Annotated in this window: 24 protein-coding genes, 1 tRNA gene and 2 pseudogenes; 22 read left to right on the forward strand and 5 right to left on the reverse strand. The window is 64.5% G+C overall.

What is annotated here, in order from left to right; all coding sequences use genetic code 11:
- Positions 1–5 precede the first annotated feature (5 nt).
- Positions 6–857 carry an REP-associated tyrosine transposase gene (locus tag ABZN20_RS16875; RefSeq protein WP_367026022.1) on the reverse strand — a complete coding sequence of 284 codons (852 nt, stop codon included), beginning with the start codon at positions 855–857 and terminating at the stop codon, positions 6–8.
- 102 nt (positions 858–959) lie between these two features.
- On the opposite strand from ABZN20_RS16875, the pseudogene ABZN20_RS16880 reads away from it, so the two are divergent.
- Positions 960–1,352, forward strand: a pseudogene (locus ABZN20_RS16880) (site-specific integrase); the annotation flags it as partial.
- Between the two features lie 209 nt (positions 1,353–1,561).
- Entirely contained in the window at positions 1,562–1,726 is a 165-nt protein-coding gene (locus tag ABZN20_RS16885) for an ABC-type transport auxiliary lipoprotein family protein (RefSeq protein WP_367026023.1), read from the forward strand.
- 85 nt (positions 1,727–1,811) lie between these two features.
- On the opposite strand, the gene ABZN20_RS16890 is transcribed toward ABZN20_RS16885, so the two are convergent.
- Both ABZN20_RS16890 and ABZN20_RS16895 read right to left on the reverse strand, forming a co-directional pair.
- Positions 1,812–3,215, reverse strand: a complete 1,404-nt coding sequence (locus tag ABZN20_RS16890; RefSeq protein ID WP_367026024.1) for an esterase-like activity of phytase family protein — start codon at positions 3,213–3,215, stop codon at positions 1,812–1,814.
- A gap of 111 nt (positions 3,216–3,326) precedes the next feature.
- Positions 3,327–4,478 carry a hypothetical protein gene (locus tag ABZN20_RS16895; protein ID WP_367026025.1) on the reverse strand — a complete coding sequence of 384 codons (1,152 nt, stop codon included), beginning with the start codon at positions 4,476–4,478 and terminating at the stop codon, positions 3,327–3,329.
- 164 nt (positions 4,479–4,642) lie between these two features.
- On the opposite strand from ABZN20_RS16895, the gene ABZN20_RS16900 reads away from it, so the two are divergent.
- A complete protein-coding gene (locus ABZN20_RS16900) occupies positions 4,643–5,734 on the forward strand; it encodes a M14 family zinc carboxypeptidase (protein ID WP_218808907.1) in 1,092 nt (363 codons plus the stop codon).
- A complete protein-coding gene (locus ABZN20_RS16905; protein WP_367026026.1) occupies positions 5,727–6,518 on the forward strand; it encodes an alpha/beta fold hydrolase in 792 nt (263 codons plus the stop codon). The genes ABZN20_RS16900 and ABZN20_RS16905 overlap by 8 nt, the downstream gene beginning before the upstream one ends.
- A gap of 422 nt (positions 6,519–6,940) precedes the next feature.
- Here ABZN20_RS16905 and ABZN20_RS16910 read toward each other — a convergent pair whose 3' ends face one another.
- Both ABZN20_RS16910 and ABZN20_RS16915 read right to left on the reverse strand, forming a co-directional pair.
- A complete protein-coding gene (locus ABZN20_RS16910; RefSeq protein ID WP_218808909.1) occupies positions 6,941–7,309 on the reverse strand; it encodes a cupin domain-containing protein in 369 nt (122 codons plus the stop codon).
- A 120-nt stretch (positions 7,310–7,429) separates the two neighbouring features.
- Positions 7,430–8,293 (reverse strand): helix-turn-helix domain-containing protein, encoded by an 864-nt coding sequence (locus tag ABZN20_RS16915; protein WP_367026027.1) that lies wholly within the window; start codon positions 8,291–8,293, stop codon positions 7,430–7,432.
- Between the two features lie 321 nt (positions 8,294–8,614).
- Here ABZN20_RS16915 and ABZN20_RS16920 point away from each other — a divergent pair, with 321 nt between their 5' ends.
- The 18 genes and pseudogenes from ABZN20_RS16920 to ABZN20_RS17000 all read left to right on the forward strand — a co-directional run bounded on the left by ABZN20_RS16920 (position 8,615) and on the right by ABZN20_RS17000 (position 23,094).
- Positions 8,615–9,319, forward strand: a complete 705-nt coding sequence (locus tag ABZN20_RS16920; RefSeq protein WP_367026028.1) for a hypothetical protein — start codon at positions 8,615–8,617, stop codon at positions 9,317–9,319.
- 195 nt (positions 9,320–9,514) lie between these two features.
- Positions 9,515–9,997, forward strand: coding sequence for a CinA family protein (locus ABZN20_RS16925; protein WP_218809041.1), 483 nt, complete (start codon positions 9,515–9,517; stop codon positions 9,995–9,997).
- Positions 9,975–10,538 (forward strand): RNA 2',3'-cyclic phosphodiesterase, encoded by a 564-nt coding sequence (thpR, locus tag ABZN20_RS16930; protein WP_367026029.1) that lies wholly within the window; start codon positions 9,975–9,977, stop codon positions 10,536–10,538. The genes ABZN20_RS16925 and thpR overlap by 23 nt, the downstream gene beginning before the upstream one ends.
- Before the next feature lie 55 nt (positions 10,539–10,593).
- Positions 10,594–11,985, forward strand: a complete 1,392-nt coding sequence (locus ABZN20_RS16935) for an IS1380 family transposase (RefSeq protein ID WP_367025178.1) — start codon at positions 10,594–10,596, stop codon at positions 11,983–11,985.
- 306 nt (positions 11,986–12,291) lie between these two features.
- Positions 12,292–13,335, forward strand: a complete 1,044-nt coding sequence (recA, locus tag ABZN20_RS16940) for a recombinase RecA (protein WP_218805606.1) — start codon at positions 12,292–12,294, stop codon at positions 13,333–13,335.
- Positions 13,332–13,601 (forward strand): annotated as a pseudogene (locus tag ABZN20_RS20105) (regulatory protein RecX); the annotation flags it as partial. The gene recA and the pseudogene ABZN20_RS20105, both read left to right, overlap by 4 nt.
- A gap of 24 nt (positions 13,602–13,625) precedes the next feature.
- Complete coding sequence (locus tag ABZN20_RS20110; RefSeq protein WP_423246413.1) at positions 13,626–13,802, forward strand: hypothetical protein; 177 nt, start codon at positions 13,626–13,628, stop codon at positions 13,800–13,802.
- A gap of 19 nt (positions 13,803–13,821) precedes the next feature.
- On the forward strand, positions 13,822–16,425 hold the full coding sequence (alaS, locus tag ABZN20_RS16950) for an alanine--tRNA ligase (RefSeq protein ID WP_367026030.1): 2,604 nt from the start codon (positions 13,822–13,824) through the stop codon (positions 16,423–16,425).
- A 34-nt stretch (positions 16,426–16,459) separates the two neighbouring features.
- Entirely contained in the window at positions 16,460–17,689 is a 1,230-nt protein-coding gene (locus tag ABZN20_RS16955; protein WP_367026031.1) for an aspartate kinase, read from the forward strand.
- A gap of 150 nt (positions 17,690–17,839) precedes the next feature.
- Positions 17,840–18,034: a carbon storage regulator CsrA gene (csrA, locus tag ABZN20_RS16960; RefSeq protein ID WP_218805609.1), complete on the forward strand. Its 195-nt coding sequence runs from the start codon at positions 17,840–17,842 to the stop codon at positions 18,032–18,034.
- A 20-nt stretch (positions 18,035–18,054) separates the two neighbouring features.
- Positions 18,055–18,147: transfer RNA gene (locus ABZN20_RS16965), tRNA-Ser, on the forward strand.
- A gap of 152 nt (positions 18,148–18,299) precedes the next feature.
- Positions 18,300–18,554: a 30S ribosomal protein S16 gene (gene rpsP, locus ABZN20_RS16970; protein ID WP_218805610.1), complete on the forward strand. Its 255-nt coding sequence runs from the start codon at positions 18,300–18,302 to the stop codon at positions 18,552–18,554.
- A complete protein-coding gene (rimM, locus tag ABZN20_RS16975; RefSeq protein WP_367026032.1) occupies positions 18,554–19,072 on the forward strand; it encodes a ribosome maturation factor RimM in 519 nt (172 codons plus the stop codon). The genes rpsP and rimM overlap by 1 nt, the downstream gene beginning before the upstream one ends.
- A gap of 16 nt (positions 19,073–19,088) precedes the next feature.
- A complete protein-coding gene (gene trmD, locus ABZN20_RS16980; RefSeq protein ID WP_367026033.1) occupies positions 19,089–19,844 on the forward strand; it encodes a tRNA (guanosine(37)-N1)-methyltransferase TrmD in 756 nt (251 codons plus the stop codon).
- A gap of 4 nt (positions 19,845–19,848) precedes the next feature.
- Positions 19,849–20,193 (forward strand): 50S ribosomal protein L19, encoded by a 345-nt coding sequence (rplS, locus tag ABZN20_RS16985; protein ID WP_218805613.1) that lies wholly within the window; start codon positions 19,849–19,851, stop codon positions 20,191–20,193.
- A 114-nt stretch (positions 20,194–20,307) separates the two neighbouring features.
- The gene (gene xerD / locus ABZN20_RS16990) at positions 20,308–21,207 is read left to right on the forward strand and encodes a site-specific tyrosine recombinase XerD (RefSeq protein WP_370630418.1); all 900 of its coding nucleotides are present in this window, start codon (positions 20,308–20,310) and stop codon (positions 21,205–21,207) included.
- Between the two features lie 143 nt (positions 21,208–21,350).
- Positions 21,351–22,133, forward strand: a complete 783-nt coding sequence (gene lpxA, locus ABZN20_RS16995) for an acyl-ACP--UDP-N-acetylglucosamine O-acyltransferase (RefSeq protein ID WP_218805615.1) — start codon at positions 21,351–21,353, stop codon at positions 22,131–22,133.
- A 25-nt stretch (positions 22,134–22,158) separates the two neighbouring features.
- On the forward strand, positions 22,159–23,094 hold the full coding sequence (locus tag ABZN20_RS17000; RefSeq protein WP_367026034.1) for a Gfo/Idh/MocA family oxidoreductase: 936 nt from the start codon (positions 22,159–22,161) through the stop codon (positions 23,092–23,094).
- The last annotated feature ends 6 nt before the right edge of the window (positions 23,095–23,100 follow it).

A 23,100-nucleotide genomic window follows, 5' to 3' on the forward strand; every position in this document is an offset into this window, starting at 1 on the left:
AGGGTTCAGGTCTTTCCTTTTGCCTCATATTGTTTTTTCAGGATGCGACTGACCCGGGAGTAGTGCAGCCCGAAATGGTCGCCGATTTCCTTCAAACTGTACCCACCGCTGGCATAGGCGAGGAAGATTGCCGCGTCGCGTTCATGGTTCTGGGCAATCTGAGCCAGTGGTTGGGGTAATGGTCGGCGCTGGATGACAGGAATTTCCCGGAGTGCGGTATCGGCCTTGATACTGCGGAGGAGGTTCGTCACGAAAGTTTCAGACCCCAGGAAAATCTGGTTTTTCAGGTGTTCCCAAGGCCCCGGCTGATGCTTCCCGTCCGACACGAACGCCGCATAACGCGCCCTTGCCTCGCTAGGTTCTGCGGAAAAGGCAGACAGAAGCCACCCGGTCGTCAACCAGAGCGGCGCGTCGCACAGGCCGGCGGTGGCTCGGTAACTACTCCACGGCCATTCGGCCGGGCTTCGGACCATGCCCGCCCTGACCGGGTTGAGGACGACATAGCGGGCCAGTTCCAAGGGGTACGAGTCCTTCTGCACGATGATCGCTTTGTAACGGCCCTGAAAAACATGCCCGACACGGCTGTGCCGACGATTGAAGCGCTGTGTGTAGACTCCGTTCAACTGCCGCATGCCTCTGGAGAGATTGCCATCCGGGGTTTCGACCAGGAGGTGATAGTGATTGTCCATCAAACAGTAAGCATGCACCGCCCAGTTGAAGTTCTGGACCACCTCGGACAGCACGTCCAGAAATAAAGGCCTGTCTTCCTCGGCCAGGAAAATCGCCTCGCGCCCGTCGCCGCGGGACGTTACGTGGTACAGGCCACCGGCAAACTCGATTCGTAAAGGTCTGGACATACAGCAAGGCTATTGTGCAGCATGGCAAAAGACAAGACCTGACCCCGTGGTTCCGTGGTTACGAGACTGCAGGAGACCGTGCCGCTACGCTCACCCACGCCGATGAACCGGCCAACCCCGGCAGGCGCAGCGTCCCGTGCGGAGAGCCCGACCCCACGTGATGCGCCACGTCTTCAGGAGGCACCACGCCCGCCGATTCTGTCCTCGGGGGCGGCGGGCGAAAGTGATTCGAAATCAACGGGAGCCAACTGGGTATGGGTTTACGAGAAATTGTATTCGGCCATCAAGGTGCGGCACTACTCCAGCAAGACACTACAGGCCTATAAGATATGGATACAGCAATTCCAGACCTATACCCGCAGCAAGGACGCACGCCTGGTGTCCGTGGAAGATGTCAAGGGATTTTTGAGTTTTCTGGCGATCGACAGGCATCTCGCGGCTTCCAGCCAGAACCAGGCATTCAATGCCTTGCTATTTCTGTTCAGACATGTGCTGGAGAAGGATTTTGGCAGGGTCGAAGGGGTGGTGAGGGCCAAGCGCCGGCCTTACATTCCGGTCGTGCTGTCGCGCCAGGAAGTGGATCAAGTGATTCGCCACCTTGAGTATCACCTGACCGTGCATGATGGGAAAGGGCAGAAGGACCGGACCGTACCTTTGCCAGAACTAATGTTGTCTGATCCCGTTTTCACGATGTGCGCTGGTCGGTGTCCAGCGGCGACGGCAAGACCGAGCTCCTGGTCCGCGAATCCCGCTACGCGGAGCCTGCCGCCGGGACGGACTACCGCGCGACCGTGGCCGCCATGAGCCGGGCGCTGGCCCGGTTCAGCCGGGATGTGGCCGAAGCGGTAAGGGGTCTGAGCCGAGGCTGATCACGCAAGCCGGACCCGACCGGGTCCGGAGCCAAGCCGAGGAGACGCGCCGCCCGGCAGCGGTGCGTCTCCTGCTTCCGCGGGATTACCTGAAGGAAGCTTCGAGGATTTTCTGTTTCTGGAACACCGTCGGGTTTTCTTCCGCATCGGTGCCCAGGTCCGCATCGTCGAAGGCGAACACGTAGAAGTTGTTCGGATTGGCGACGCCGTTGGGGTGATTGGAGTCGGTGACGCTGGGCAGGAAGTCGTTGTCGTTGGCGACGAACAGCGTGTGCCGCTTCCGGCCGTCGATCGTGACATCCGGGCCGAACGCGATGCCTTCGATCTTGGACGGGACGTCGTAGGCGCTGATGCCGGCGTTGACCAGGGCCGCCTTGAAGTCCAGGAACAGGGTCTTGGGGACCGCGTAGGCGGACAGGTTGCCGCTTATCCCGCTCACTTCGGCGGCGCCGGCGAGGTCGATCTTGAACAGCTTCTTGACCTTGGCGGCGCTGTCGTCGCCCAATCCCTTGCCGTCGCGTTCGTCCACCAGGAATTCGTGATCGTTGATCGCGAGGATCTCGCTGACGCCCGAGCCTTCCGTCAGCAGGTAAGCGTATTCGTGGGTCATGCCGGTCGCGATGCTGACGGTGACGATGCGGACGCTGTTCTTCTTGTCCTGCGCCAGGTTGGTCTGCATGACGCCCACCAGGGTCTTGCCGTCCGGCGTGATGGCCAGGCCTTCCATGCCCTTGTTGGCGACGCGGCCGACCGCGTTGCCGGCGATCTCGTCGCTCCCCTTCGGGCTCAGGTTCGTGGCGGCGAAGTGGTCCGGCAGCGTGAACGACTTGATCCGCTTGCCCGTGAAACGGTCGAACTGGTAGACGTACGGGCCGTATTCGTCGGAGACGAACACGCTGCGTCCGTCATTGGAGAGCCGGATGCCTTCCGGGTCCAGCCTGCCGTTGTCGGGGTTGGTCGAAGGGGCGGCGGCGTCGAAATTGTCCGAACGGCCGCTGAAATAGAAGCTGCGTCTGCCGTTCAAGGCCGGCGCGCCGCTTCCCAGGGTGTGCGTGCCGTCGGTGCCGAGGGCGCCGGTTCCGTAGACGAGCGGCGTGGCACTGTGGAAGAGGGTGGTCGAGAGCAGCACGGGTTTCAGGGTGAAGGGGAGGCTCGATTCCCCGTTGTTGCGCTTGAGCTGGAAATGGAAGGTCTGGAAACGGGGGATGTACGAGGCGGTGTCGTCCACCAGCGGGTTGTAGGGCGTGGCGTTCGGGCCGCGATCGGGCAGCGCGAGGAACATGGAGCCGCCGGCCCAGGCCAGTCCGGAGCCGAGGCCGCCGAGGATGTTGCCGCTGACGCCGTTTTCCAACGGGGCGTGGGTTCTGGCGGCCCGGTCGGAGGACGCCGGATCGGCGGTGCCGATCGCGATGAGGTCTACGCCGGCATGGCAGGCGCTCGCGGCGAACAGGGCCGCGGCGAGGGTCGACAACTGCGTTTTCTTGGTCATGGGGTGGTCACCTTGGGTGGAGGAAACCGGGAAAACTAGCAGCCGACTGTTACATGCTGATTGCGGGAGGATGAAAAATGCTTTCTTGCAGCGATAACAATGCGATGTGCGTTATTCCACCTGCGCGAATTCATCCGAAAGCTCGACGTAATGCGGTTTGCCGAGTATCTCTTTGGCGTATTCGACGGCCAGGATGGACTCCATGTCTTCCCGGCTCAGTGAGCCGAGGTAGCGCCCGTCGCGAAACAACGCCTGCACGTCGCCGTCGGCGAGCAGCCCCACTTCCTCGCAGCGCTTCCGCAATCCGGCGAGATAGTCCTGCGCGATCCGTTTCAGGCGCGGCTGCGGCATGCGCGACACTTCGCGGAAGCTCCGGGCCAGCGCCGCGGTGTCGTCGGTGCGCGGATGCTCTGCGATCCGCTTGAACACCTCGCCGAAGCGCCGGAGGCCACTGAAGATGTGCTGGCTATTGACCACGTTGATACCGGCCCAGCCCGCCCGTATCCATTTGAACACCCCGAAGCGCGTTTTCGGGGAGGCGCCGCCGGTCTCGAGGTAGAACGCTACCGATTGCGAGCCGTACATATGGGTGCTGGCCCAGCCGAGCCCCATGCGGTTCAGGCCGGTCTGGTCGGTGTAGAGGTAGTCCCAGTTGTCGTCCGGTCCCACGATGATGCCCTTGCGCCCGACCCTGGACTCTCCGGTCTGGCTGGAGAGGCTGACCAGGAGCTTGCGCCCGCGCACCCCGGTCAAGATGAGTGTGCGGTACAGGTCGTATTCGTAATAGGCGCCGGAGTGGCTGTCCGGCGAATTGACCAGATGTTCCATCCCGGTGACCACGACCGGCGTGTCCGGGGCGGCCGGCTGGGTCCAGAGTTCGGGTAGCTTCTGTCCGGGTGCGTCGACCGCGGTCCAGCGTTCGGTGCGCACGGTGGACGGGGCGGTGAACACCGAAGGGATGTCGTTGCTGTAAGTGAGGCGGAGCAGGTGGTCCAGGCTGTGCTGGAGGTCCGACTCGTAGTAGGCCGACGCGGCGCCGTCGCGTTCCCCGGCGCGGTAGAGCCTGGCTTCGTCCTTCGGGCTTTCGACGAAATCGAGGAGCCGGCCGATGCGGGCGGTATCGAACCGGTGGGGATCGAGCCGGTTCTTGCCGACGAAATCCAGCAGATAGGCGAGTTCGTTGTCGATCGCTGCCGGCAGCCCGGATTCGCGCGTCGCATCTCCGGCGCGAACCGTGAGCGGCAGCAGCAGGAAGATGACCAAAAGGAGGGGGCTTCGCCCCGGCTCGAACAGGGAAGGATGCAAGGTTGTGGGGAGCAGGGTCGTGGCGGGATGCCGATTCTAACGTCAGCCGCTCCGGCATGCCATGAAGCCCGATCCAGCCATCCGGTTGACCCCCGCCTCCGGACGGCTACAATGCCCGCGCCATGATCGCATCCCACGAGCACCTCTTCCGGGCCGAAAACGAGTCCCAGCCGCTTACGCGCAACCTGCTACGCGGCTTGCCGGAGCTGCGCGAGATCCTGCTGCTGGTGGAGCATCTGAAGGAGTTCCCCGAACTCGGCCGGGTGGAAACCCTGGCGCGGCTGCGGCACGGCGAAGACAGCTTTCCGCTGCTTGCGATAAGTTTCGGTCCCGCCGACCCGGCCGCGCCGGTGCTGGCGCTGTTCGGCGGCGTGCACGGCCTCGAGCGCATCGGCACCCGCGTGGTGATCGCCTATCTGCGCACCATCCTGGAACTCGCCCGCTGGGACGAGGTAACCCGGGAGATGCTGCGGAAGACCCGGCTCTTGATGGTGCCGCTGGTGAACCCGGTCGGGATGTATTTGAAGCGCCGCTCCAATGGCGAGTTCGTGGACCTCATGCGCAACGCGCCGGTGCAGGCGGAGGGCCTTTCGCCCTGGCATCTGTTCGCGGGGCAAAGGCTGTCTCCGAGTCTGCCCTGGTATCAAGGCGCCGCCGATGCGCCGATGCAGGCCGAAGCGCAGGCATTGTGCGATTTCGTGCGGCGGGAAATCTTTCCGGCGCGCATCGCCCTGAGCGTGGACGTCCACTCCGGCTATGGCCGGGTCGACCGGCTCTGGTTTCCCTATGCGAAGACGCGGGAGCCGTTTCCGAACCTGCCGGAAGCGGTGGCGCTCAAGCACTTGCTCGACCGCAGCCATCCCAACCATGTCTATTGCATGGAGCCGCAGTCCCGCCAGTACCTCGCACACGGGGATCTGTGGGATTACCTGTACGACTGCTACCGGGAAGAGCAGCCGGGCGGGCAGTTCATCCCCTTCACGCTGGAACTGGGCTCCTGGGCCTGGATCCGGAAGAACTGGAGCCAGTTGTTCTCCATCCTGGGCGTGTTCAATCCGCGCATGCCGCACCGCGTGCGCCGCACCTTGCGCCGCCACCTGTTCCTGTTCGACCTGCTCTACCGTGCCGTGCGTTCGCCGGACCCGTGGACCAGGCTGGACAACGGGGAGCGCCACCGGCTGATGCAGCAGGGCCTGGACTTCTGGTATGTCTGAGGGACCCGGTCCGGCGGAATGGGTGTTCCTCCGCGGCCTGGTCCGGGAAAGCGCGCACTGGGACGGGTTTCCGCAAACGTTCGCCCGCGCCGTGCCGGGTGCACGCGTGCGTACGGTCGACCTGCCCGGCAACGGCCGGCACTGGCGTCTCGACAGCCCGCTTTCCATCCGGGAGACGATGGAGTTCGCCCGCGCCGAACTCGGAACCAGTGCCGGCATGCCGCGCTATCTCCTTGCCCTGTCCCTCGGGGCGATGGTCGCCCTCGAATGGATCGCGCGCCATCCCCGTGAAATCGCCGGCGCCGTGCTGATCAACACCAGCCTGAGCAGCTTGAGCCCGCTGCACCGTCGCCTGAGCTGGCGCGCCTGGCCGGAGGTCGTCGGCGCCCTGCTGACAGCCGACATCGCCGACAGAGAGCGGGCGATACTCCGCCTCACCAGCCGTTCTGCCGCGGACGATCCGTCCCGCGTCCAGGCGCGTGTCGACGCCTACCGGGAGCATCCGATCCGCCGGGCCAACGTATTCCGGCAGCTCTGGGCCGCGGCCAGCTACCGCCCGCCTGCGGAAGCGCCCGCCGTCCCCGTGCTGCTACTCGGCAGCCGGGGCGACCGGCTGGTCGGCCCGGAATGTTCAGAAGCCATCGCGCGGCACTGGGGTTTGCCGCTGAAAATGCATCCGGACGCGGGGCACGATCTTCCGCTGGATGATCCGGCCTGGACGATCGAAGCCGTTTTGGCCTGGCTGGAGACCGGGCCGCAAGGGCGATCGGCTTCGTGCGGCTGATTTCCGCCGCCAACGGCTAAGGACCTGTCTTGAAAAATTATTCAAGCAAAGTCAATCAGTTGAAATCAGGAAAATTCTCCGCTCAAGTAGGGTGGATAAGCGTAGCGCATCCACCTCCGCGCTGACTCGAAGAGCAGCGGGCCTGACTCGAAGAGCAGCGAAGCTGACTCGAAGAGCGGCGGAGCCGAATTTGGCGGATGCGCTGCCGCTTATCCGCCACGATCCTCCATTTTCTTTTTCAAGGCAGACTCGAAGGCTGGTCGAGTCTCGGCGTCGATCCGTCAGGCAGCGGTCATTTTTCGGTCACGGCGGCAGTAGCCCTTCGCCGCATTCCATGGTCCGCGCACCGGCCATAGCCGCGGATCGGGCGGCCGGTGCCGACCGGCCCGGCTCCTTTCCCCCGGCGTCCCGCATCCGTTGCCTCATCCGGCAGTTCTCTGCGGAAACGAAATCTCCAATACCACACACCCGGCGTCGGTGCGGAACGGCCCATGGATTTCGCCCGGCGGGCGGCTGGCGTAGTGGCCGGTTTCCAGCCACAGGTCGAAGGCCTGATCGTACAGCCTTCCTGAGACGATGAAGATTTCCTCCGGATAGTCGTGGCTCTTGCCGCCCAGTGCGCCGGTGTCCGCGCCGGGGAAGAAACGGGTCAGCCGTGTGTATTCGCCGGTCGTCTCGTCCAGGCTCAGGGTCAGATGCTCGGCCATGCCTTCCAGACCGGGCACGGCCGTCCAGCCGGCGCCGGCGGATTGGGTCAGGGGATTCCAATAGCGTATGGTCGATTTTGGCATGGGGCGATTCCATGGAGGCGATGAGCCGGGACGCGTGGCGCGTTCCGCCGGCGTCCGGACCGCTGCCCCGCAGTCTCCACCCGCTCTCCGGCAAGGGGGGCGTTTCCGGTGAGCAATGGTTTAACGGGCTATCACCAGGCGGGAATTGGACGGATCGGACTGTTCCGGCTCCGCGGATTTGCCCGTATCGCCGCCGCGGGGTATGGGAAACAGCGTTTCCGGCGAAGCGCCGAATATGTCCTGGCACTCCCGGATGAGGTGGCTTTGGTCACAATAGCCCGCCACATGGGCGATTTCGGTCCAGGACGAGAATTTGTTGTGCAGGTACACCGCGTCGCGCAGGCGCAGCACGCGTGCGTATTTCTTGGGGGTCGTGCCGACGGCGTTCTGGAAGCGCCGCACCAGCGTGCGTTCGCCCATATCGAGGTCGCGCGCCAGTTTCTTGATCGGCAGTGCGCCGCTGGTCCTCGCCAGGGCGAGGCAGGCGGCCCGCGCCAACTCGTCCACACAAGGGTTGCGCAGCCGGGCCAGCAGGAAATTTTCCACGCATTGCGCGCGGCCCTTGGGGGAATTCAGGCGGAACAGGCGGTCCTCCAGTTCACGGACCGCCGCCGGCGGAAACAGATCGCAGCAGTCCGCCCGGATTTCCGCCACGGCGCCCACCGCATCCCCCAGGAAGGCGTTCAGTCCCCACGGCGTCAGGCGCACGGTCACCCCCGTCATCACTCCCTGGCTTTCGAGGTCGAAGCGGTATGTCTGAAAGCCCGACACACCGCTCAGCGTCGTGTAGGTCCGGTGCCTGTGCGTTGCCCGGATGGGATGATCGCCGCACAGAAAGCAGATATAGGTCGCCGTGTCGGGCAGTACGGTGCACGCCCCCAGCTCCGGCTTCATGAGGTCGTCGTGGACCCATAGCGCCGATACGAACGGCGCGAGCAGCGGCGATGGCGGAAACGAATACAGCTCGCTCACGGGCGCGGGCACGGCCCGCGGACGTCGTGAGCCGGGGCACAAGGAATCGATCTCATCTTGTAATTATGTAACAAGAGTAGCCGATTGATGAGTATTTCATTATGGTCATGCGCGCCCAGTCTGCAGCAGTCAGGCGCCTCCGGGGGCAAGGCCGGTTGAGTGAGGGGCGTGCCGCGTGACCGATTTCTCCAATTCCCTTCTCATCGCCGAACGTTAGAGTTCCGCCCTTTTTTACTTCATCCATCCGGATTACGCGGTTTCGTGCCCTTATCGGTCCGCTCGAAGCGTCGTCTGTTTTTTGATCCCCTCTTTGACAGCATGAGAGCCATATCCATGAGGAAAGCCTTTTTCGCATTCTCCATCGGCATCGCCGGACCATCCATCGCGCTGGCCGATTTCCCGTTGGAGTCCCTGATCAGGGACGCCGCCAACGAAGTCGTGCGCTCGGTCGCCAACGATTCTCCCCAGCGGAGCGGCGGTACGGCAGCGGCCGGTACGGCGCAGGCGGCGCCATCATCTGCGTCCTCCAGCCACACCGCTCCGAAAGCCGGCTGTCCCAGGACGCGCGCGACGCCGTTGCCGCCGCTCGGCCCGCGCCCGGCCAGCTATGAGCCGGCGGTGCTGTGGCCGGAAGAGAGCGCGTGCGACTACTACAAATTCAGCGATCTGAAATTCGACGTGGCGCGTGTCCAGAAAAAGGCCTTTGAGGATGCCAGCAAGGTACCCTGTTCGGATTGCGAGGGCGGCTACTCCTTTGACGCCTGGGCGCATTTCTTTCTGGTGAAAGGGGGCAACAGCCACGAAAAGTTCACACCGATGCTGATCGCTCTCGAGCCGGGCCAGAGCCTGAGTTGGAAAGGCGCCCGCTACTCCGGCACGGTCCAGGCGACCGGTGACCATCCGATCGGCCCTTATCCGTGCCGCCAGTATCACGGGACCTTGAAGAGCGGGAAGGAAATCGTGGCGGAGCGCGAAGGTCTCTACTGCGAAGTGAAGGGCGAGTATGCGGCCTCGGCGTCGTGGCGGGAGGTTCTGTAGACGTCTTCGGTCCTGCCATCCGACCCGACCGGATGGCGCGCTTTTCGACGCTGCGCACGGCCGGGGGTGTGAGCTCGCGCCCATTCGGCGTAGGCTATTTCGGTGGCCGTTCCTGAGTCGTCAGCAAATGGTCATGTTTCGGTCACCGTTTGGCGAGGCGGGAGGAGCGCCGTGGACACATATGGCAATCGGGAGATGTACGATCTGGCGGGGCGCCTGGGCGAGTTGCTGGGAGGCGAAGGCCGCCGTCTGGTCACGGCCGAATCCTGCACCGGCGGCTGGATCGCCCAGTGCGTGACGTCCATCCCCGGCAGCTCGCGCTGGTTCGAGCGCGGCTTCGTGACTTACAGCAACGAATCCAAGCAGGAGCTGCTCGGCGTGCCGGCCGAGGTGATCGCCACGCACGGCGCGGTGAGTGCGGAGACCGTGGCGGCCATGGCCGGCGGGGCGCTGGCCCACAGCCGGGCCGACTGCGCGGTGGCGGTCAGCGGCATCGCCGGCCCCGAGGGTGGTACTCCGGACAAGCCGGTGGGCACGGTATGGCTTGCCTGGCAGTTGAAAGGCGCGGCACCCGTCACGCGGCGTTTCCGGTTCGAGGGCGACCGGGAGGCGGTGCGCCGGCACGCCGTGATGGCGGCCCTGGAAGGATTGATCGATGTCTGTGCCGGCGCCGCCTGAACCGCCGCCGCTGCGCCTGTTTTTCGCGCTCTGGCCGGACGCCGGCGTTCGCGAGACCTTAGGCAAACTGCTCCGGTCTTTGCGCCGAACGGTCCGGGGGCGCTGGGTGGAGGCCGATAAGCTCCATCTCACCCTGGCATTCCTGGGGGCTGTGCCGCCCGGACGTCTGCCGGAGCTGGCCGCGATGGTCCAGTGTTTGGACCCGCCGAGGTTCGATCTGGTGCTGGACCGGCTGGAATGCTGGCGGCACAACCGGGTACTGTGCCTGGGAGCGAGCGTGACGCCTCCGCTTCTGCTCGAGCTGGTCCGGGTCCTGAATTCGAAGCTGAGCCAGGCGGGCTTTCCGGTCGAGCAGCGTCCCTTCCGCGCGCATCTGACGCTGGCGCGCAAGGCCGAGGCCGATTGGTCCGCCATGCCGTTGAAAGCGCCTGTGATCTGGCCCGTGGAGTGCGTCACCCTCGTCGAATCGCGCCCTTCCAGTGCCGGTTCGGTCTATCCCGGATATTTCAAGAAAGTGGGCGAATCTCGCTTAACCAATTGATATAATTGGAGTTGCGCCAATAACGCTTCGTACGAAGCCTAAACGAGACCGCCCAATGAGTGATTCTATCCCGACCCAGCTCCGTTTTCCCACCGTCGCCGGCTTCACCGTCCGTGCCGACTTCGAAGGCGGCGCGGTGTCCAGCGACTTCGGCGCCCTCCTCCTGCAGGGCGTGGATCGGCAGACCGGATTGATCGCCCGTCTGGCCTCGGCCATTCAGGATCGCCGGCACCCTTCCTACATCGCCCACAGCTTGGCCGACCTCCTGCGTCAGCGCATCTTCCAGACCGCCTGCGGCTATGCCGACGGCAACGACGCCAACAGCCTGCGCCACGATCCCGTGTTCAAGCTGGCGGCCGAGCGGGCGCCGTTGGATGCCGACAACGCCCTGGCTTCCGGCCCCACCTTCTCGCGCTTGGAGAACGGAGTCTCCCGCAAGGACATCTACCGCCTGGCCCGCGCCTTCGTCGATGCCTTCATCGCCAGCTACACCACCCCGCCCGCGGTCATCGTCTTGGACATGGACCACTCCGAAGACCGCACCCACGGGCAGCAGGAACTGGCCTTCTACAATCACCACTACGGCAGCCACTGCTATCTGCCGCTGTTCTTGTTCGAGGGCCTCTCCGGCAAGTTCATCACCGCCGTGCTGCGGCCCGGCAAACGCCCCACCGGGCGCGAGAACGCCGCCATCCTCCAGCGGGTCGTGCGCCGCCTGCGCCAGGCCTGGCCGGATACCCACCTCGTCCTGCGCGGGGATGGCCATTTCGCCAACCCGGAGTTGATGGCCCTGTGCGAAGCCGATGCACGGATGGATTTCCTCTTCGGCCTGGCCGGCAACCAGGTGCTGACGCCCAAGGCCGAGCCGCTGCTTGCCAAGACGCGCGCCTTGCATGCGCAACGCTGTGATTTCGCTCGCCGCGCCGAACAGCCCGAGCCGGCGGCGACCCGTTTGTATGACGAGGTGGCCTACCAGGCCGGTTCCTGGCCCAAGGCCTATCGGGTGGTGCTCAAGGCCGAGGTCATGGGCCTGGGGGACAACCCGCGCTTCGTCGTGACCTCGCTCGCCGACCCGACGCCGGAGGCGCTGTACCGGGATCTGTACTGCGCACGCGGCCAGGACGAGAACTTCATCAAGGCGGTGAAGAACGATCTGGCCAGTGATCGCACCGCCGACCATGCCTTCCTCGCCAACCACCTGCGCCTGTTCTATGCCTGTGCCGCCTACAGCCTGATCCACAGCCTGCGGGAGCACACCCTGTGCCACACCGAACTGGCCAAGGCGCAGCCCATGACCCTCATCCTGAAGCTGTTCAAGCTGGCGGTGCGGGTGGTGCAGTACAAGGACCGGATCAAGTTGCACTTGCCGAGCGCCTGTCCGGTGAAGGCGCTGTTGCACCGGGTCACCGAGATACTCTATCTCGTCCGACCACCGGCCATGGCCTGAAGCGCGCCGTCACCCTCAACCGAGGAGGATCCGGCAGGACTCGGAGGGTTGATTGCGTCCAGTGTCTGGATTCCGGCCACCACCCCCGCGAAAAGAGGCAGGTCGAGGGGCTGCCCATGCCTCATGGGGGGCGTAGGTCAGTTCGGTGGACTAAAAAAATAGGCAGCTGGCCAAGCTATCGGGCGCAGGGGGCATTTTTATGAAACATCCGGGCTATCTCGTACATGCCGAAAAGCGGCTGCGGGCTATGCCCGAAATGGCCGCTATGAAATAATGTTGGTTTCCACTTTCGACGCAGTAACCCGGATGGACGAGAACAAACGCAAGGCCTTGGGTGCCGCTCTTTCCCAGATCGAGAAACAGTTCGGCAAGGGATCGGTGATGCGCATGGGCGATGTCGCGGCGGTCCGGGACATCGATGTGGTGTCCACCGGCTCGCTGGCGCTGGACATCGCGTTGGGCTGCGGCGGTTTGCCGCGCGGCCGCATCGTCGAGATTTACGGCCCGGAATCCTCGGGCAAAACCACGTTGACCCTGGAGGTCATCGCCCAGGCGCAGAAGACCGGCGGCGTGGCGGCGTTCGTGGACGCGGAGCATGCGCTGGACCCGGTCTACGCCGAAAAGATCGGGGTGAACCTCGACGAGCTCCTGGTGTCGCAGCCGGATACCGGCGAGCAGGCGCTGGAGATCGCCGACATGCTGGTGCGTTCCGGCGGCGTGGACGTGGTGGTGATCGACTCGGTGGCGGCGCTGACGCCCAAGGCCGAACTCGAAGGCGAGATGGGCGATTCCCACATGGGCCTGCAGGCCCGGCTGATGTCGCAGGCTTTGCGCAAGCTGACCGCCAACATCAAGCGCTCCAATACGCTGGTGATCTTCATCAACCAGATCCGCATGAAGATCGGCGTGATGTTCGGCAACCCGGAGACCACCACCGGCGGCAACGCGCTCAAGTTCTACGCCTCGGTGCGGCTGGACATCCGCCGTTCGGGCGCGATCAAGAACGGCGACGAGGTGATCGGGAACGAAACCCGCGTCAAGGTCGTCAAGAACAAGGTGGCCCCGCCGTTCCGCGTCGCCGATTTCGAGATTCTGTACGGCGAGGGCGTCTCGCGAGAGGGCGAGCTGATCGACCTCGGCGTGAGTCACGACATCGTGCAGAAGTCCGGCTCCTGGTACAGCTACGGCGGCGACCGCATCGGCCAGGGCAAGGACAACGTCCGGATCTATCTCAAGGAGCATCCGGAGGTTGCGGCCGCCATCGAGGCGGCCGTCCGCGAGAAGGCGCTGGCCGGGTTTCAGCACTCGGCGCCTGCCGGGCGCGCGGCGGTGGAAGAGAGCGGGTTCTGAACGAAACCCGAGACACGCTCGAAACCGCGCGCGCGGTTTGCCTGCGGCTGCTGGCGCGGCGCGAGCACAGCCGGCTCGAACTTAAACGCAAGCTCGCCGCCCGCGGTTTTGACTCCCCGACGATAGAATCCGTTCTGGCCGAATGCTCGGACCAGGGGTGGCAGAGCGACGACCGCTTCGCCGAAAGCTTCGTCCGTGCCCGTAAGGCGAGAGGGTACGGCGTCAACCGGATTCGGCAGGAGCTGCGCCAGCACGGCGTCGATGCGGACCTTGCGGATTCGCCGGACTGGATGACCGACATGGATCGTGTCTACACAAAAAAATATCGCGGAAAGCTTGCGATGACGACACCGCAGGAGCGGGCGTCGCGGGCGAGATTTCTCGCGCAACGTGGTTTCACCTCCTCCCAGATCCAGGATTTTTTCAAGCGTCTGGGAGCGGCCGGCGAATACCCGGACATCGATTGAAGACCTTGGTAAACCGAGCATGACCAGTGCGGAATTACGCGCCCGATTCCTGAAATTCTTCGAAGACCGCGGCCACAGCGTCGTTGCCTCCAGCCCCCTGGTGCCGGCCAACGATCCCACCTTGCTGTTCACCAACGCCGGCATGGTGCAGTTCAAGGACGTGTTCCTCGGCCGTGAGCAACGCCCCTACGTGCGCGCCGCGACGGCGCAGCGCTGCGTGCGCGCCGGCGGCAAGCACAACGACCTGGAGAACGTCGGCTACACCGCCCGGCATCACACCTTCTTCGAGATGCTGGGCAATTTCAGCTTCGGCGATTACTTCAAGCGCGATGCGATCGTCTACGCCTGGGAGTTCCTGACCGAGGTGCTCATGCTGCCGCCCGAGCGGCTGTGGGTCACGGTGTACGCCGAGGACAAGGAGGCGGAGCGGATCTGGCTGGACGAGGTCGGCGCCGACCCGAGTCGCTTCACCCGGATCGCCACTGCCGACAATTTCTGGTCCATGGGCGACACCGGCCCCTGCGGCCCTTGCACCGAGATTTTCTACGACCATGGCCCGTCCATCGCCGGCGGGCCTCCCGGAACGCCGGAAGAAGACGGCGACCGCTATGTCGAGATCTGGAACCTGGTGTTCATGCAGTACGACCGGGCGGCCGACGGCACGCTGACGCCCTTGCCCAAGCCCTCGGTGGATACCGGCATGGGGCTGGAGCGGCTCGCCGCGGTGATGCAGCGGGTGCACAACAATTACGACATCGACCTGTTCCGCAACCTGGTCAAGGCGGCGGCCGAACTGGCCGGCACGACCGACCTTGCCCAAAGTTCGCTGCGGGTGATCGCCGACCACATCCGCTCCTGCGCCTTCCTGGTCACCGACGGCGTGCTGCCGTCGAACGAGGGGCGCGGTTACGTCCTGCGCCGGATCATCCGCCGGGCGATCCGCCACGGTTACAAGCTCGGCATCCGCGAGCCGTTCTTCCACAAGCTGGTCGGTCCGCTTTGTGCGGAAATGGGCCAGGCCTACCCCGAACTGGTCGAGGCCCGCCAGCGGGTCGAACAGGTCCTCAACAAGGAGGAGGAGCGCTTCGCCGAGACGCTGGAACAGGGCATGAGGATACTCGACGTCGCCATGCGCGACCTGGGCGGCAAGGTGATACCGGGCGGCACCGCGTTCCAGCTTTACGACACCTACGGCTTCCCGGTCGACCTGACCGCGGACGTGGCGCGCGAACACGGCCTGCAGGTCGACATGGCCGGATTCGAGCGGGCCATGGAGGCCCAGCGCGAGCGGGCGCGGGCGGCGAGCCATTTCAGCGTGGACTACTCGCAGGAGGTCCATCTCGACGTGGCGTGCGAGTTCACCGGCTACCGGAGCGCCGTCGAGAACACGCGGATCGTGGCGCTGCTGCGCGACGGCCAGGCCGTGGACCGGCTGGAGGCCGGCGAGGACGGCGTGGTGGTGCTGGAAAAGACGCCGTTCTACGCCGAATCCGGCGGCCAGGTGGGCGACCGCGGCGTGATCCGCAGCGACTCGGCGGTGTTCGAGGTGGCAGATACCCGCAAGCAGGGCAGCGACCTCATCCTGCATCGGGGGAAGCTGCGGGATGGGGTTTTGCGCCGGGATGCGGTCTGCCGGGCGGAAGTGGATCAGTCCCTGCGCCAGGCCACCGCCCTGAACCATTCGGCCACGCACCTCCTGCACGCGGCGCTGCGCCGGGTGCTCGGCGAGCACGTCGCGCAGAAAGGATCCCTGGTCAACCCCGAACGGCTGCGATTCGATTTTTCGCATTTCGAGCCTGTCAGCCCCGCTCAGCTCGACGAAATCGAGCGCCTGGTCAACCGGGAAATCCGCCGCAATACCGAAGTCACCGCCGAGGTCATGGCCAAGGACGCCGCGATGAAGCTCGGCGCGATGGCGCTGTTCGGTGAAAAATACGGCGACGAGGTGCGGGTGCTCAAGATCGGCGATTTTTCCACCGAGCTGTGCGGCGGCATCCATGCCCGCCGCGCGGGCGACATCGGCCTGTTCAAGATCGTGAGCGAAACCGGCGTCGCCGCCGGCGTGCGCCGCATCGAAGCCGTCACCGGGGCGGCCGCGGTGGAAGCGGTCGAAGCGACGGAGCGCTTGCTGCAGCGGCTGGCCGACCGCATGAAAGCCGGCCGCGATGCGCTGGAAGAACGGCTCGAGCAGGTGTTCGAGAAGAACCGGGCGCTGGAGAAGGAGCTGGAACGGCTGAAAGCCAAGGCGGCCGGCGCGGCCGGCTCCGACCTGGTGTCCCGGGCGGTCGACATCGCGGGCGTCAAGGTGCTGGCGGCGCGCGTCGACGACACGGATGCTAAGACGCTGCGCGAACTGGTGGACCAGCTCAAAGACAAGCTGGGCAGCGCCGCGATCGTCCTGGCTGCGGTGGAAGGCGAGAAGGTCAGCCTCATCGCCGGCGTGACCAAGGACCAGACCGGGCGCATCCGTGCCGGCGATCTGGTCAACAGCGTGGCGACCCGCGTCGGCGGCAAGGGCGGCGGCCGGCCCGACCTGGCCCAGGCGGGCGGCAACCGGCCGGCAGAATTGCAGGGTGCCCTCGACGGCGTCCCGGAGTGGGTGCGGCGGACGCTCGATGCCTAGCCTCTTAAGGATTCGAACGTAACAGACATCGATCATGGCTCTATTTGTACACAAGTACGGCGGCACCTCGGTCGGCTCGCCGGAGCGCATCAAGAACGTGGCGAAGAACGTCATCCAGGCGCGCAGCCGGGGCGACGACATCATCGTCGTGGTGTCGGCAATGAGCGGCGAGACCAACCGGCTGGTGGCGCTGGCGCATGAAATGCACGAAAGGCCCAGCACCCGTGAAATGGATGTTCTGCTGTCCACCGGCGAGCAGGTCACGATCGCGCTGCTGAGCATGGCGCTGGAGGCGGCAGGGTACCCGGCTTGTTCCTACACCGGCGGGCAGGTGCGGATACTCACCGACGATGCGCATACCAAGGCGCGCATCCTCGATATCGATACCGACCGTATCCGCAGCGATCTCGCGGCGGGACGGGTGGTCGTGGTGGCAGGCTTTCAGGGGATCACCGAGGCAGGCGACATCACGACCCTGGGCCGGGGCGGGTCCGATACCACCGCGGTCGCCCTGGCCGCCGCGCTCAAGGCGGACGAATGCCTGATTTATACTGACGTGGACGGCGTCTACACCACCGATCCGAGGATCGAACCGAAGGCGCGCCGGCTGGACCGCATCACTTTCGAAGAAATGCTCGAAATGGCGAGCCTGGGTTCCAAGGTGCTGCAGATCCGTTCGGTCGAATTTGCCGGCAAGTACAACGTCCCCCTCAGGGTCTTGTCCAGTTTCGCGGCCGGTCCCGGCACATTGATTACCTACGAGGAAGCGAGTGTGGAAAAACCTTTGATCTCCGGTATCGCCTTCAATCGCGACGAAGCGAAACTGACCGTCAAGGGGGTGCCGGACAAACCGGGCGTGGCATACCAGATCCTGGGGCCCGTCGCCCATGCCAACATCGAGGTGGACATGATCGTCCAGAACGTCGCGGAGGATGCGACGACCGATTTCACTTTCACCGTGCATCGCAACGATTACCGCAAGGCGCTCGACATCCTGCAGGCGACTTGCACCGCCCTGGGCGCGCGCGAAGTGGCGGGAGACGACAAGATCGTGAAAGTTTCGCTGGTGGGTGTGGGGATGCGCTCGCATGCAGGGATTGCCGCCCAGATGTTCGAAGCCCTGGCGCGGGAGGGCATCAACATCCGGATGATCTCGACCTCCGAAATCAAGATTTCCATCGTCGTGGACGAAAAGTACCTCGAGCTTGCGGTGCGGACCCTGCACGAGGCATTCAATCTCGATCGCGAGCCGGACGTGGTTTGAGCACCGAATCAGCCGAGCCTTTATCCTTTGGCCGAAAACTGCTAAGATTCACCATCTGGTAGATTGATCGCGCCTGATCGGTGGGGGTTGGCAGCGCGGCCGCTACGGCTCTTGTCAACTTGGTGTGGGCAATGGACAAAGGAAGGGTTTATGCTGATTTTGACTCGTAGAGTGGGTGAAACCCTGATGATTGGTGATGAAGTGACCGTCACTGTTTTGGGTGTGAAGGGAAATCAAGTGCGCATCGGAGTCAATGCGCCCAAGGACGTGTCCGTTCATCGCGAAGAGATTTACGAAAGAATCAAGAAAGAGCAGCAGGCAGGCCCTGAGCACGACAGCGATTGATTCCTTCCCCCCGTTTTTCTGGAGAGATGGCCGAGAGGCTGAAGGCGCTCCCCTGCTAAGGGAGTATGCGGTCAAAAGCTGCATCGAGGGTTCGAATCCCTCTCTCTCCGCCATTTCAGGATAAACCCGGTGCCGGATGGTGTCCGGGTTTTTTCTTTCCCGCCCTTGTATTTTGCAGCGGGTCAAGAGGGGCAGGGCTTCACAATTTCTCAGGATCGCATACAATACGCGCTTTTCTCCGTACGGTTTGACTAGAGGCAAAGGCATGGTAAGCATTCGGTTGGCGCGCGGCGGCGCAAAAAAGCGTCCTTTTTATCACGTGGTGGTTGCGGAGAGCCGCAGCAAGCGGGATGGCCGTTACATCGAGCGCGTGGGGTTCTTCAATCCGATTGCACGGGGCCAGGAAGAGCGGCTGCGGCTGGATGAAGGCCGCATCGAATACTGGATCGGCACCGGCGCCAAGGCTTCGGATCGCGTGGTTTCGCTGATCAAGGAATTCAAGAAGCAGCAACAGGTTTGATGCCGGGGAACTCCGGCAGCGACCCGGCCGTCGTGGTGGGCCGGGTTTCCGGTGCCTTCGGCGTGAGAGGCTGGGTCAAGGCGGTTTCCTTCACCGATCCTCCCGTCAATTTGGTCGGTTACCGCCCTTGGACATTGCGGCGGGGCGATGCCGAGCACCGGGTCGACGTGCTGGAAGGCCGTGAACATGGCAGTGCGGTGGTCGTGCGCCTGCAAGGCGTCGATACGCGCGAACAGGCCGAGGCCCTGAAAGGCTTCGAGGTGACCGTCCTTCGGAGCCAGTTGCCTCCGCCGGCGCCGGGGGAGTATTACCGCGTCGATCTGATCGGCCTGAGGGTGATCAACCTGGAAGGGGCCGAGTTGGGCGAAGTCGTCGATGTGATGGAAACCGGTGCCAACGATGTGCTCGTGGTGCGGGGCGACCGCGAGCGGCTGGTGCCGTTCGTGCTGGGCGAATTCGTCAAGTCCGTGAATCTGGCCGAGTCGCGGATGGTGGTCGACTGGGACCCCGAGTTCTGAAGCGTCGGGTGCCTGCATGCGTTTCGACATCGTGACCCTGTTCCCGGAGATGGTCCGGGACGCGGCGCGGTACGGCGTCACTGGGCGGGCGCTCGCCGCCGGCAAGGTCTCCTTGGAGGTCTGGAATCCGCGGGATTTCACCAGCGACCGCCATCGCACCGTCGACGACCGACCTTACGGCGGCGGCCCCGGCATGGTGATGAAGGTGGAGCCACTGCGGGATGCCATCCATGCGGCGAAGGAACAGGCGGCGCCGGGTGCGCGGGTCGTACTCATGAGCCCGCAGGGCAGCAGGCTCGATCAGGCGGCGGTACGCAGTTTCGCGACGGTGCCGGGTCTGATCCTGGTGGCCGCGCGCTATGAAGGCGTGGACGAGCGCCTGATCGAGACCGAGATCGATGAAGAATGGTCGATCGGCGATTACGTGCTGAGCGGCGGTGAGCTGCCGGCCCTGGTCGTATTCGACGCGGTGGTGCGCCTCCTGCCGGGCGTGCTGGGCGACGCGGAATCGGCGGAGCAGGATTCTCACACCGAGGGGCTGCTGGATCATCCGCATTACACCCGGCCGGAGCGGGTGGCGGGGCGGGACGTTCCCGCGGTGTTGCAGAGCGGCAACCATGCCGCGATCGGGCGCTGGCGCCTGAAGCAGGCGCTGGGGAAGACATGGCTCAAGCGGCCGGATTTGCTGGCCTGCCGGGTGATGACTCCGGAGCAGATGGCGCTCCTGGACGAATTCAAGCGGGAATTTGAAACTCAAAAGAACAGAGGTTAGTTTCATGAACATCATTCAACAGCTCGAATCCGAATGGATGAGCGGCAAGACCATTCCGGCGTTCGGCCCCGGCGATACCGTCGTGGTGCAGGTGAAGGTGAAGGAAGGCAACCGCGAGCGTCTGCAGGCCTTCGAAGGCGTGGTCATCGCCAAGCGCAACCGTGGCTACAATTCCGCTTTCACTGTGCGCAAGGTCTCCCACGGCGAAGGCGTGGAGCGCGTGTTCCAGACCTACAGTCCGCAGGTCGAGGAAATCCAGGTCAAGCGGCGCGGCGACGTGCGGCGCGCGAAGCTGTACTACCTGCGTGACCGTGCCGGCAAGGCGGCCCGCATCAAGGAAAAGATCTGACGGATCGCGGGTCGTTTGCGCAGCTCGATCGGTCACTGAGAATGAAGGGCGGTTTTTCCGCCCTTTGTTTTTGATGGGGAGACGGTGAACGAGGCTCTGCCCGATGCCGGGGAAATCCGCGAGGCCGACCGTTTGATGATCCGGCGCTTCGTCGAGTCGCTCTGGGTGGAAGAGGGTTTGAGCCACAACACCCTCAAGGCCTACGGAAGCGATCTCAGCCTCTTCGCGGTCTGGCTGGCGAGGAACCGGCGCCCGGAGCTGGCTGCGCTGACCGGGGAAGACGTCGAGGCCTATCTGGGCTGGCGGCACAGCCGGAAAAGCACGAGCCGGACCTCTGCGCGCGTGCTTTCCTCCATCCGGCATTTCTGCGCCTACCGGCTGCGGCGGGGTGAAACCGCCAGCGATCCCTGCGCCTTGATAGATGCGCCGAAGCTGGGCCGGTCCCTGCCCAACACGCTGACGGAATCGGAGGTGGAAGCCCTGCTGGCCGCGCCGGATGTCGACGCTCCGCTGGGCTTCCGCGACCGGGCCATGCTGGAAATGCTCTATGCCACCGGTTTGCGCGTCACCGAGCTGGTTGGTTTGAGCTTCGGCCAGATCAGCCTGCGCCAGGGGGTGGTCCGGGTCAGCGGCAAGGGAGACAAGGACCGGCTGGTGCCCGTCGGCGAGGAGGCCCTGGACTGGCTGGAGCGCTATCTCGACAAGGTGCGGCCGGCCACCCTGAAGGGCAGGCAGAGCGATTTCCTGTTCGTCACCGACCGCGGCGGCCCGATGACGCGTCAGGCCTTCTGGCATCTCATCAAGCGCTACGCCGTGCAGGCCGGGATTTCCAAGCCGTTGTCACCGCATACCCTGCGCCACGCCTTCGCCACCCATCTGCTGAACCACGGCGCGGATCTCCGCGTCGTGCAGATGCTGCTCGGACACAGCGATCTGTCGACCACCCAGATCTATACCCATGTCGCCCAGGAGCGGCTCAAGGAATTGCATACCCGCTTTCATCCGCGGGGCTAACGATCATGGCGAGCAGTCGCTTTCATCATCCAGGGCGGCTGGTCGCCATGATCGTTCCCCTCACCCGGGCCCTCTCCCGCTTGCGGGAGAGGGGGACAAGGAAACGCTTCGCGTTGTTTCACGTTAAAGAGGAAAGCAAGAGAATGCCCAGCATCCATCCCACCGCCTGTGTCGCGCCGACGGCCAAGCTCGGCGCCGACGTCTCCGTCGGCCCTTTCGCCGCCATCGAGGACCATGTCGAGATCGGTGACGGCTGCCGGATCGGCGCGCACGCCGTGATTCATTCCTATGTCCGGATGGGGCGGGCGAACGTGGTCCATCCCCATGCCGTGCTCGGCGGCCTGCCGCAGGACCTGGGCTTCGATCCTGCTACGGAAACTTATGTCGAGCTTGGTGACGGCAATGTGCTGCGCGAAGGCGTGACGGTCAGCCGCGCCACCAAGGCGGGCGGCTCGACCCGGTTGGGATCGAACAACTACCTCATGAACAACACCCACGTCGGCCACGATTGCGTGCTGGGCGACCACAACATCCTGGCCAGCGGCGCCACGCTGGGCGGCCACTGCCGGGTGGACGACCGGGTATTCTTCGGCGGCGGGGTGATGGTGCACCAGTTCTGCCGGATCGGGACCCTCGCGATGCTGCAGGGGTTGGCCGGCATCAACAAGGACGTGATTCCCTACACCATGGTCGGCGGCCGTCCCGGCAAGCACTATCGTCTCAATCTGGTCGGCATGCGCCGCGCCGGCATCGACAGCGACCGGCTCAAGGCCGTCTCGGCCGCTTTCCGCCGCCTGCGGATCCGCGCCGCGCTCGACGGCCTGCCCGACACGCCGGAACTGGCCTATCTCCGCGCCTGGTGCGGCGCGGGCTCCAAGCGCGGCACCCTCGCTTTCTTCGAGCTGGAATCGCGCGATCCGGAATAATCCAGAAAAACCCAAGGTTGCTCCCATGAATCCTTTGAAATGCGCCGTGATCGGCGTGGGCTATCTCGGCAAGTTCCACGCGGAAAAATATGCCGCCCTGCCGGGCTGCGAACTGGTCGCCGTGGTCGATGCCGATCCCCTGACCGCTGCGGAGATCGGCGACCGCCTGGGCGTCGAAGGTCTGACCGACTACCGGGCCCTCCTGGGCAAGGTGGATGCGGTCAGCATCGTGGTGCCGACCAGCCTGCACCATCGCGTTGCCCGGGATTTTCTCGAAGCCGGCGCGCACGTGCTGGTGGAAAAACCCATCACCGTGACGGTGGAGGAGGCCGACGAGCTGATCCGGATCGCCAAGGAAAAGCAGCGCGTTCTCATGGTCGGCCATCTGGAGCGCTTCAACGCTGCCGTGCTGGGGTTGGACCTCGACCACCACAAGCCGCTGTTCATCGAATCGCACCGGCTGGCGCCGTTCAAGCCCCGCGCCAACGACGTCAGCGTGGTGCTGGACCTGATGATCCACGACATCGACATCATCCTCGACATGGTTGACTCCGAGGTCGAGCGGATCGACGCCAAGGGCGTGGCCGTGCTCACCGGCGACATCGACATCGCCAACGCCCGGCTCCAGTTCACGAGCGGCTGCGTCGCCAACGTCACCGCCAGCCGGGTGAGCCTGAAGGTCGAGCGCAAGATGCGCCTGTTCATGCCCAACGCCTATGTCTCGGTCGATTTCCAGAACCGCGTGCTGGCCCGCCACTGCAAGGGCGAGGGCGAGATGTTCCCCGGCGTGCCGGAAATCCTCAGCGAGGAGTCGGTGTTCGAGAACGGCGACGCTCTGATGGAGGAGATCCGCCATTTCCTCGACTGCATCCGCGAAAACCGCGAGCCGCTGGTATCCGGCCAGGCTGGTCGCCGCGCTCTGGCGACAGCCATCGAAATCACCCATCTGCTCAAGTCTTAAAGATAT

It is taken from the genome of Methylococcus sp. ANG, assembly GCF_040730495.1.
Classification (GTDB): Bacteria; Pseudomonadota; Gammaproteobacteria; order Methylococcales; family Methylococcaceae; genus Methylococcus.

Excerpts from the sequence above, each read along its gene's own strand:
- ABZN20_RS16875 (WP_367026022.1), bottom strand. The coding sequence starts at position 857 with ATGTCCAGACCTTTACGAATCGAGTTTGCCGGTGGCCTGTACCACGTA.
- ABZN20_RS16890 (WP_367026024.1), bottom strand. The coding sequence starts at position 3,215 with ATGACCAAGAAAACGCAGTTGTCGACCCTCGCCGCGGCCCTGTTCGCC.
- ABZN20_RS16900 (WP_218808907.1), top strand. The coding sequence starts at position 4,643 with ATGATCGCATCCCACGAGCACCTCTTCCGGGCCGAAAACGAGTCCCAG.
- ABZN20_RS16905 (WP_367026026.1), top strand. The coding sequence starts at position 5,727 with ATGTCTGAGGGACCCGGTCCGGCGGAATGGGTGTTCCTCCGCGGCCTG.
- ABZN20_RS16910 (WP_218808909.1), bottom strand. The coding sequence starts at position 7,309 with ATGCCAAAATCGACCATACGCTATTGGAATCCCCTGACCCAATCCGCC.
- ABZN20_RS16920 (WP_367026028.1), top strand. The coding sequence starts at position 8,615 with ATGAGGAAAGCCTTTTTCGCATTCTCCATCGGCATCGCCGGACCATCC.
- ABZN20_RS16925 (WP_218809041.1), top strand. The coding sequence starts at position 9,515 with ATGTACGATCTGGCGGGGCGCCTGGGCGAGTTGCTGGGAGGCGAAGGC.
- thpR (WP_367026029.1), top strand. The coding sequence starts at position 9,975 with ATGTCTGTGCCGGCGCCGCCTGAACCGCCGCCGCTGCGCCTGTTTTTC.
- ABZN20_RS16935 (WP_367025178.1), top strand. The coding sequence starts at position 10,594 with ATGAGTGATTCTATCCCGACCCAGCTCCGTTTTCCCACCGTCGCCGGC.
- recA (WP_218805606.1), top strand. The coding sequence starts at position 12,292 with ATGGACGAGAACAAACGCAAGGCCTTGGGTGCCGCTCTTTCCCAGATC.
- ABZN20_RS20110 (WP_423246413.1), top strand. The coding sequence starts at position 13,626 with ATGACCGACATGGATCGTGTCTACACAAAAAAATATCGCGGAAAGCTT.
- alaS (WP_367026030.1), top strand. The coding sequence starts at position 13,822 with ATGACCAGTGCGGAATTACGCGCCCGATTCCTGAAATTCTTCGAAGAC.
- ABZN20_RS16955 (WP_367026031.1), top strand. The coding sequence starts at position 16,460 with ATGGCTCTATTTGTACACAAGTACGGCGGCACCTCGGTCGGCTCGCCG.
- csrA (WP_218805609.1), top strand. The coding sequence starts at position 17,840 with ATGCTGATTTTGACTCGTAGAGTGGGTGAAACCCTGATGATTGGTGAT.
- rpsP (WP_218805610.1), top strand. The coding sequence starts at position 18,300 with ATGGTAAGCATTCGGTTGGCGCGCGGCGGCGCAAAAAAGCGTCCTTTT.
- rimM (WP_367026032.1), top strand. The coding sequence starts at position 18,554 with ATGCCGGGGAACTCCGGCAGCGACCCGGCCGTCGTGGTGGGCCGGGTT.
- trmD (WP_367026033.1), top strand. The coding sequence starts at position 19,089 with ATGCGTTTCGACATCGTGACCCTGTTCCCGGAGATGGTCCGGGACGCG.
- rplS (WP_218805613.1), top strand. The coding sequence starts at position 19,849 with ATGAACATCATTCAACAGCTCGAATCCGAATGGATGAGCGGCAAGACC.
- lpxA (WP_218805615.1), top strand. The coding sequence starts at position 21,351 with ATGCCCAGCATCCATCCCACCGCCTGTGTCGCGCCGACGGCCAAGCTC.
- ABZN20_RS17000 (WP_367026034.1), top strand. The coding sequence starts at position 22,159 with ATGAATCCTTTGAAATGCGCCGTGATCGGCGTGGGCTATCTCGGCAAG.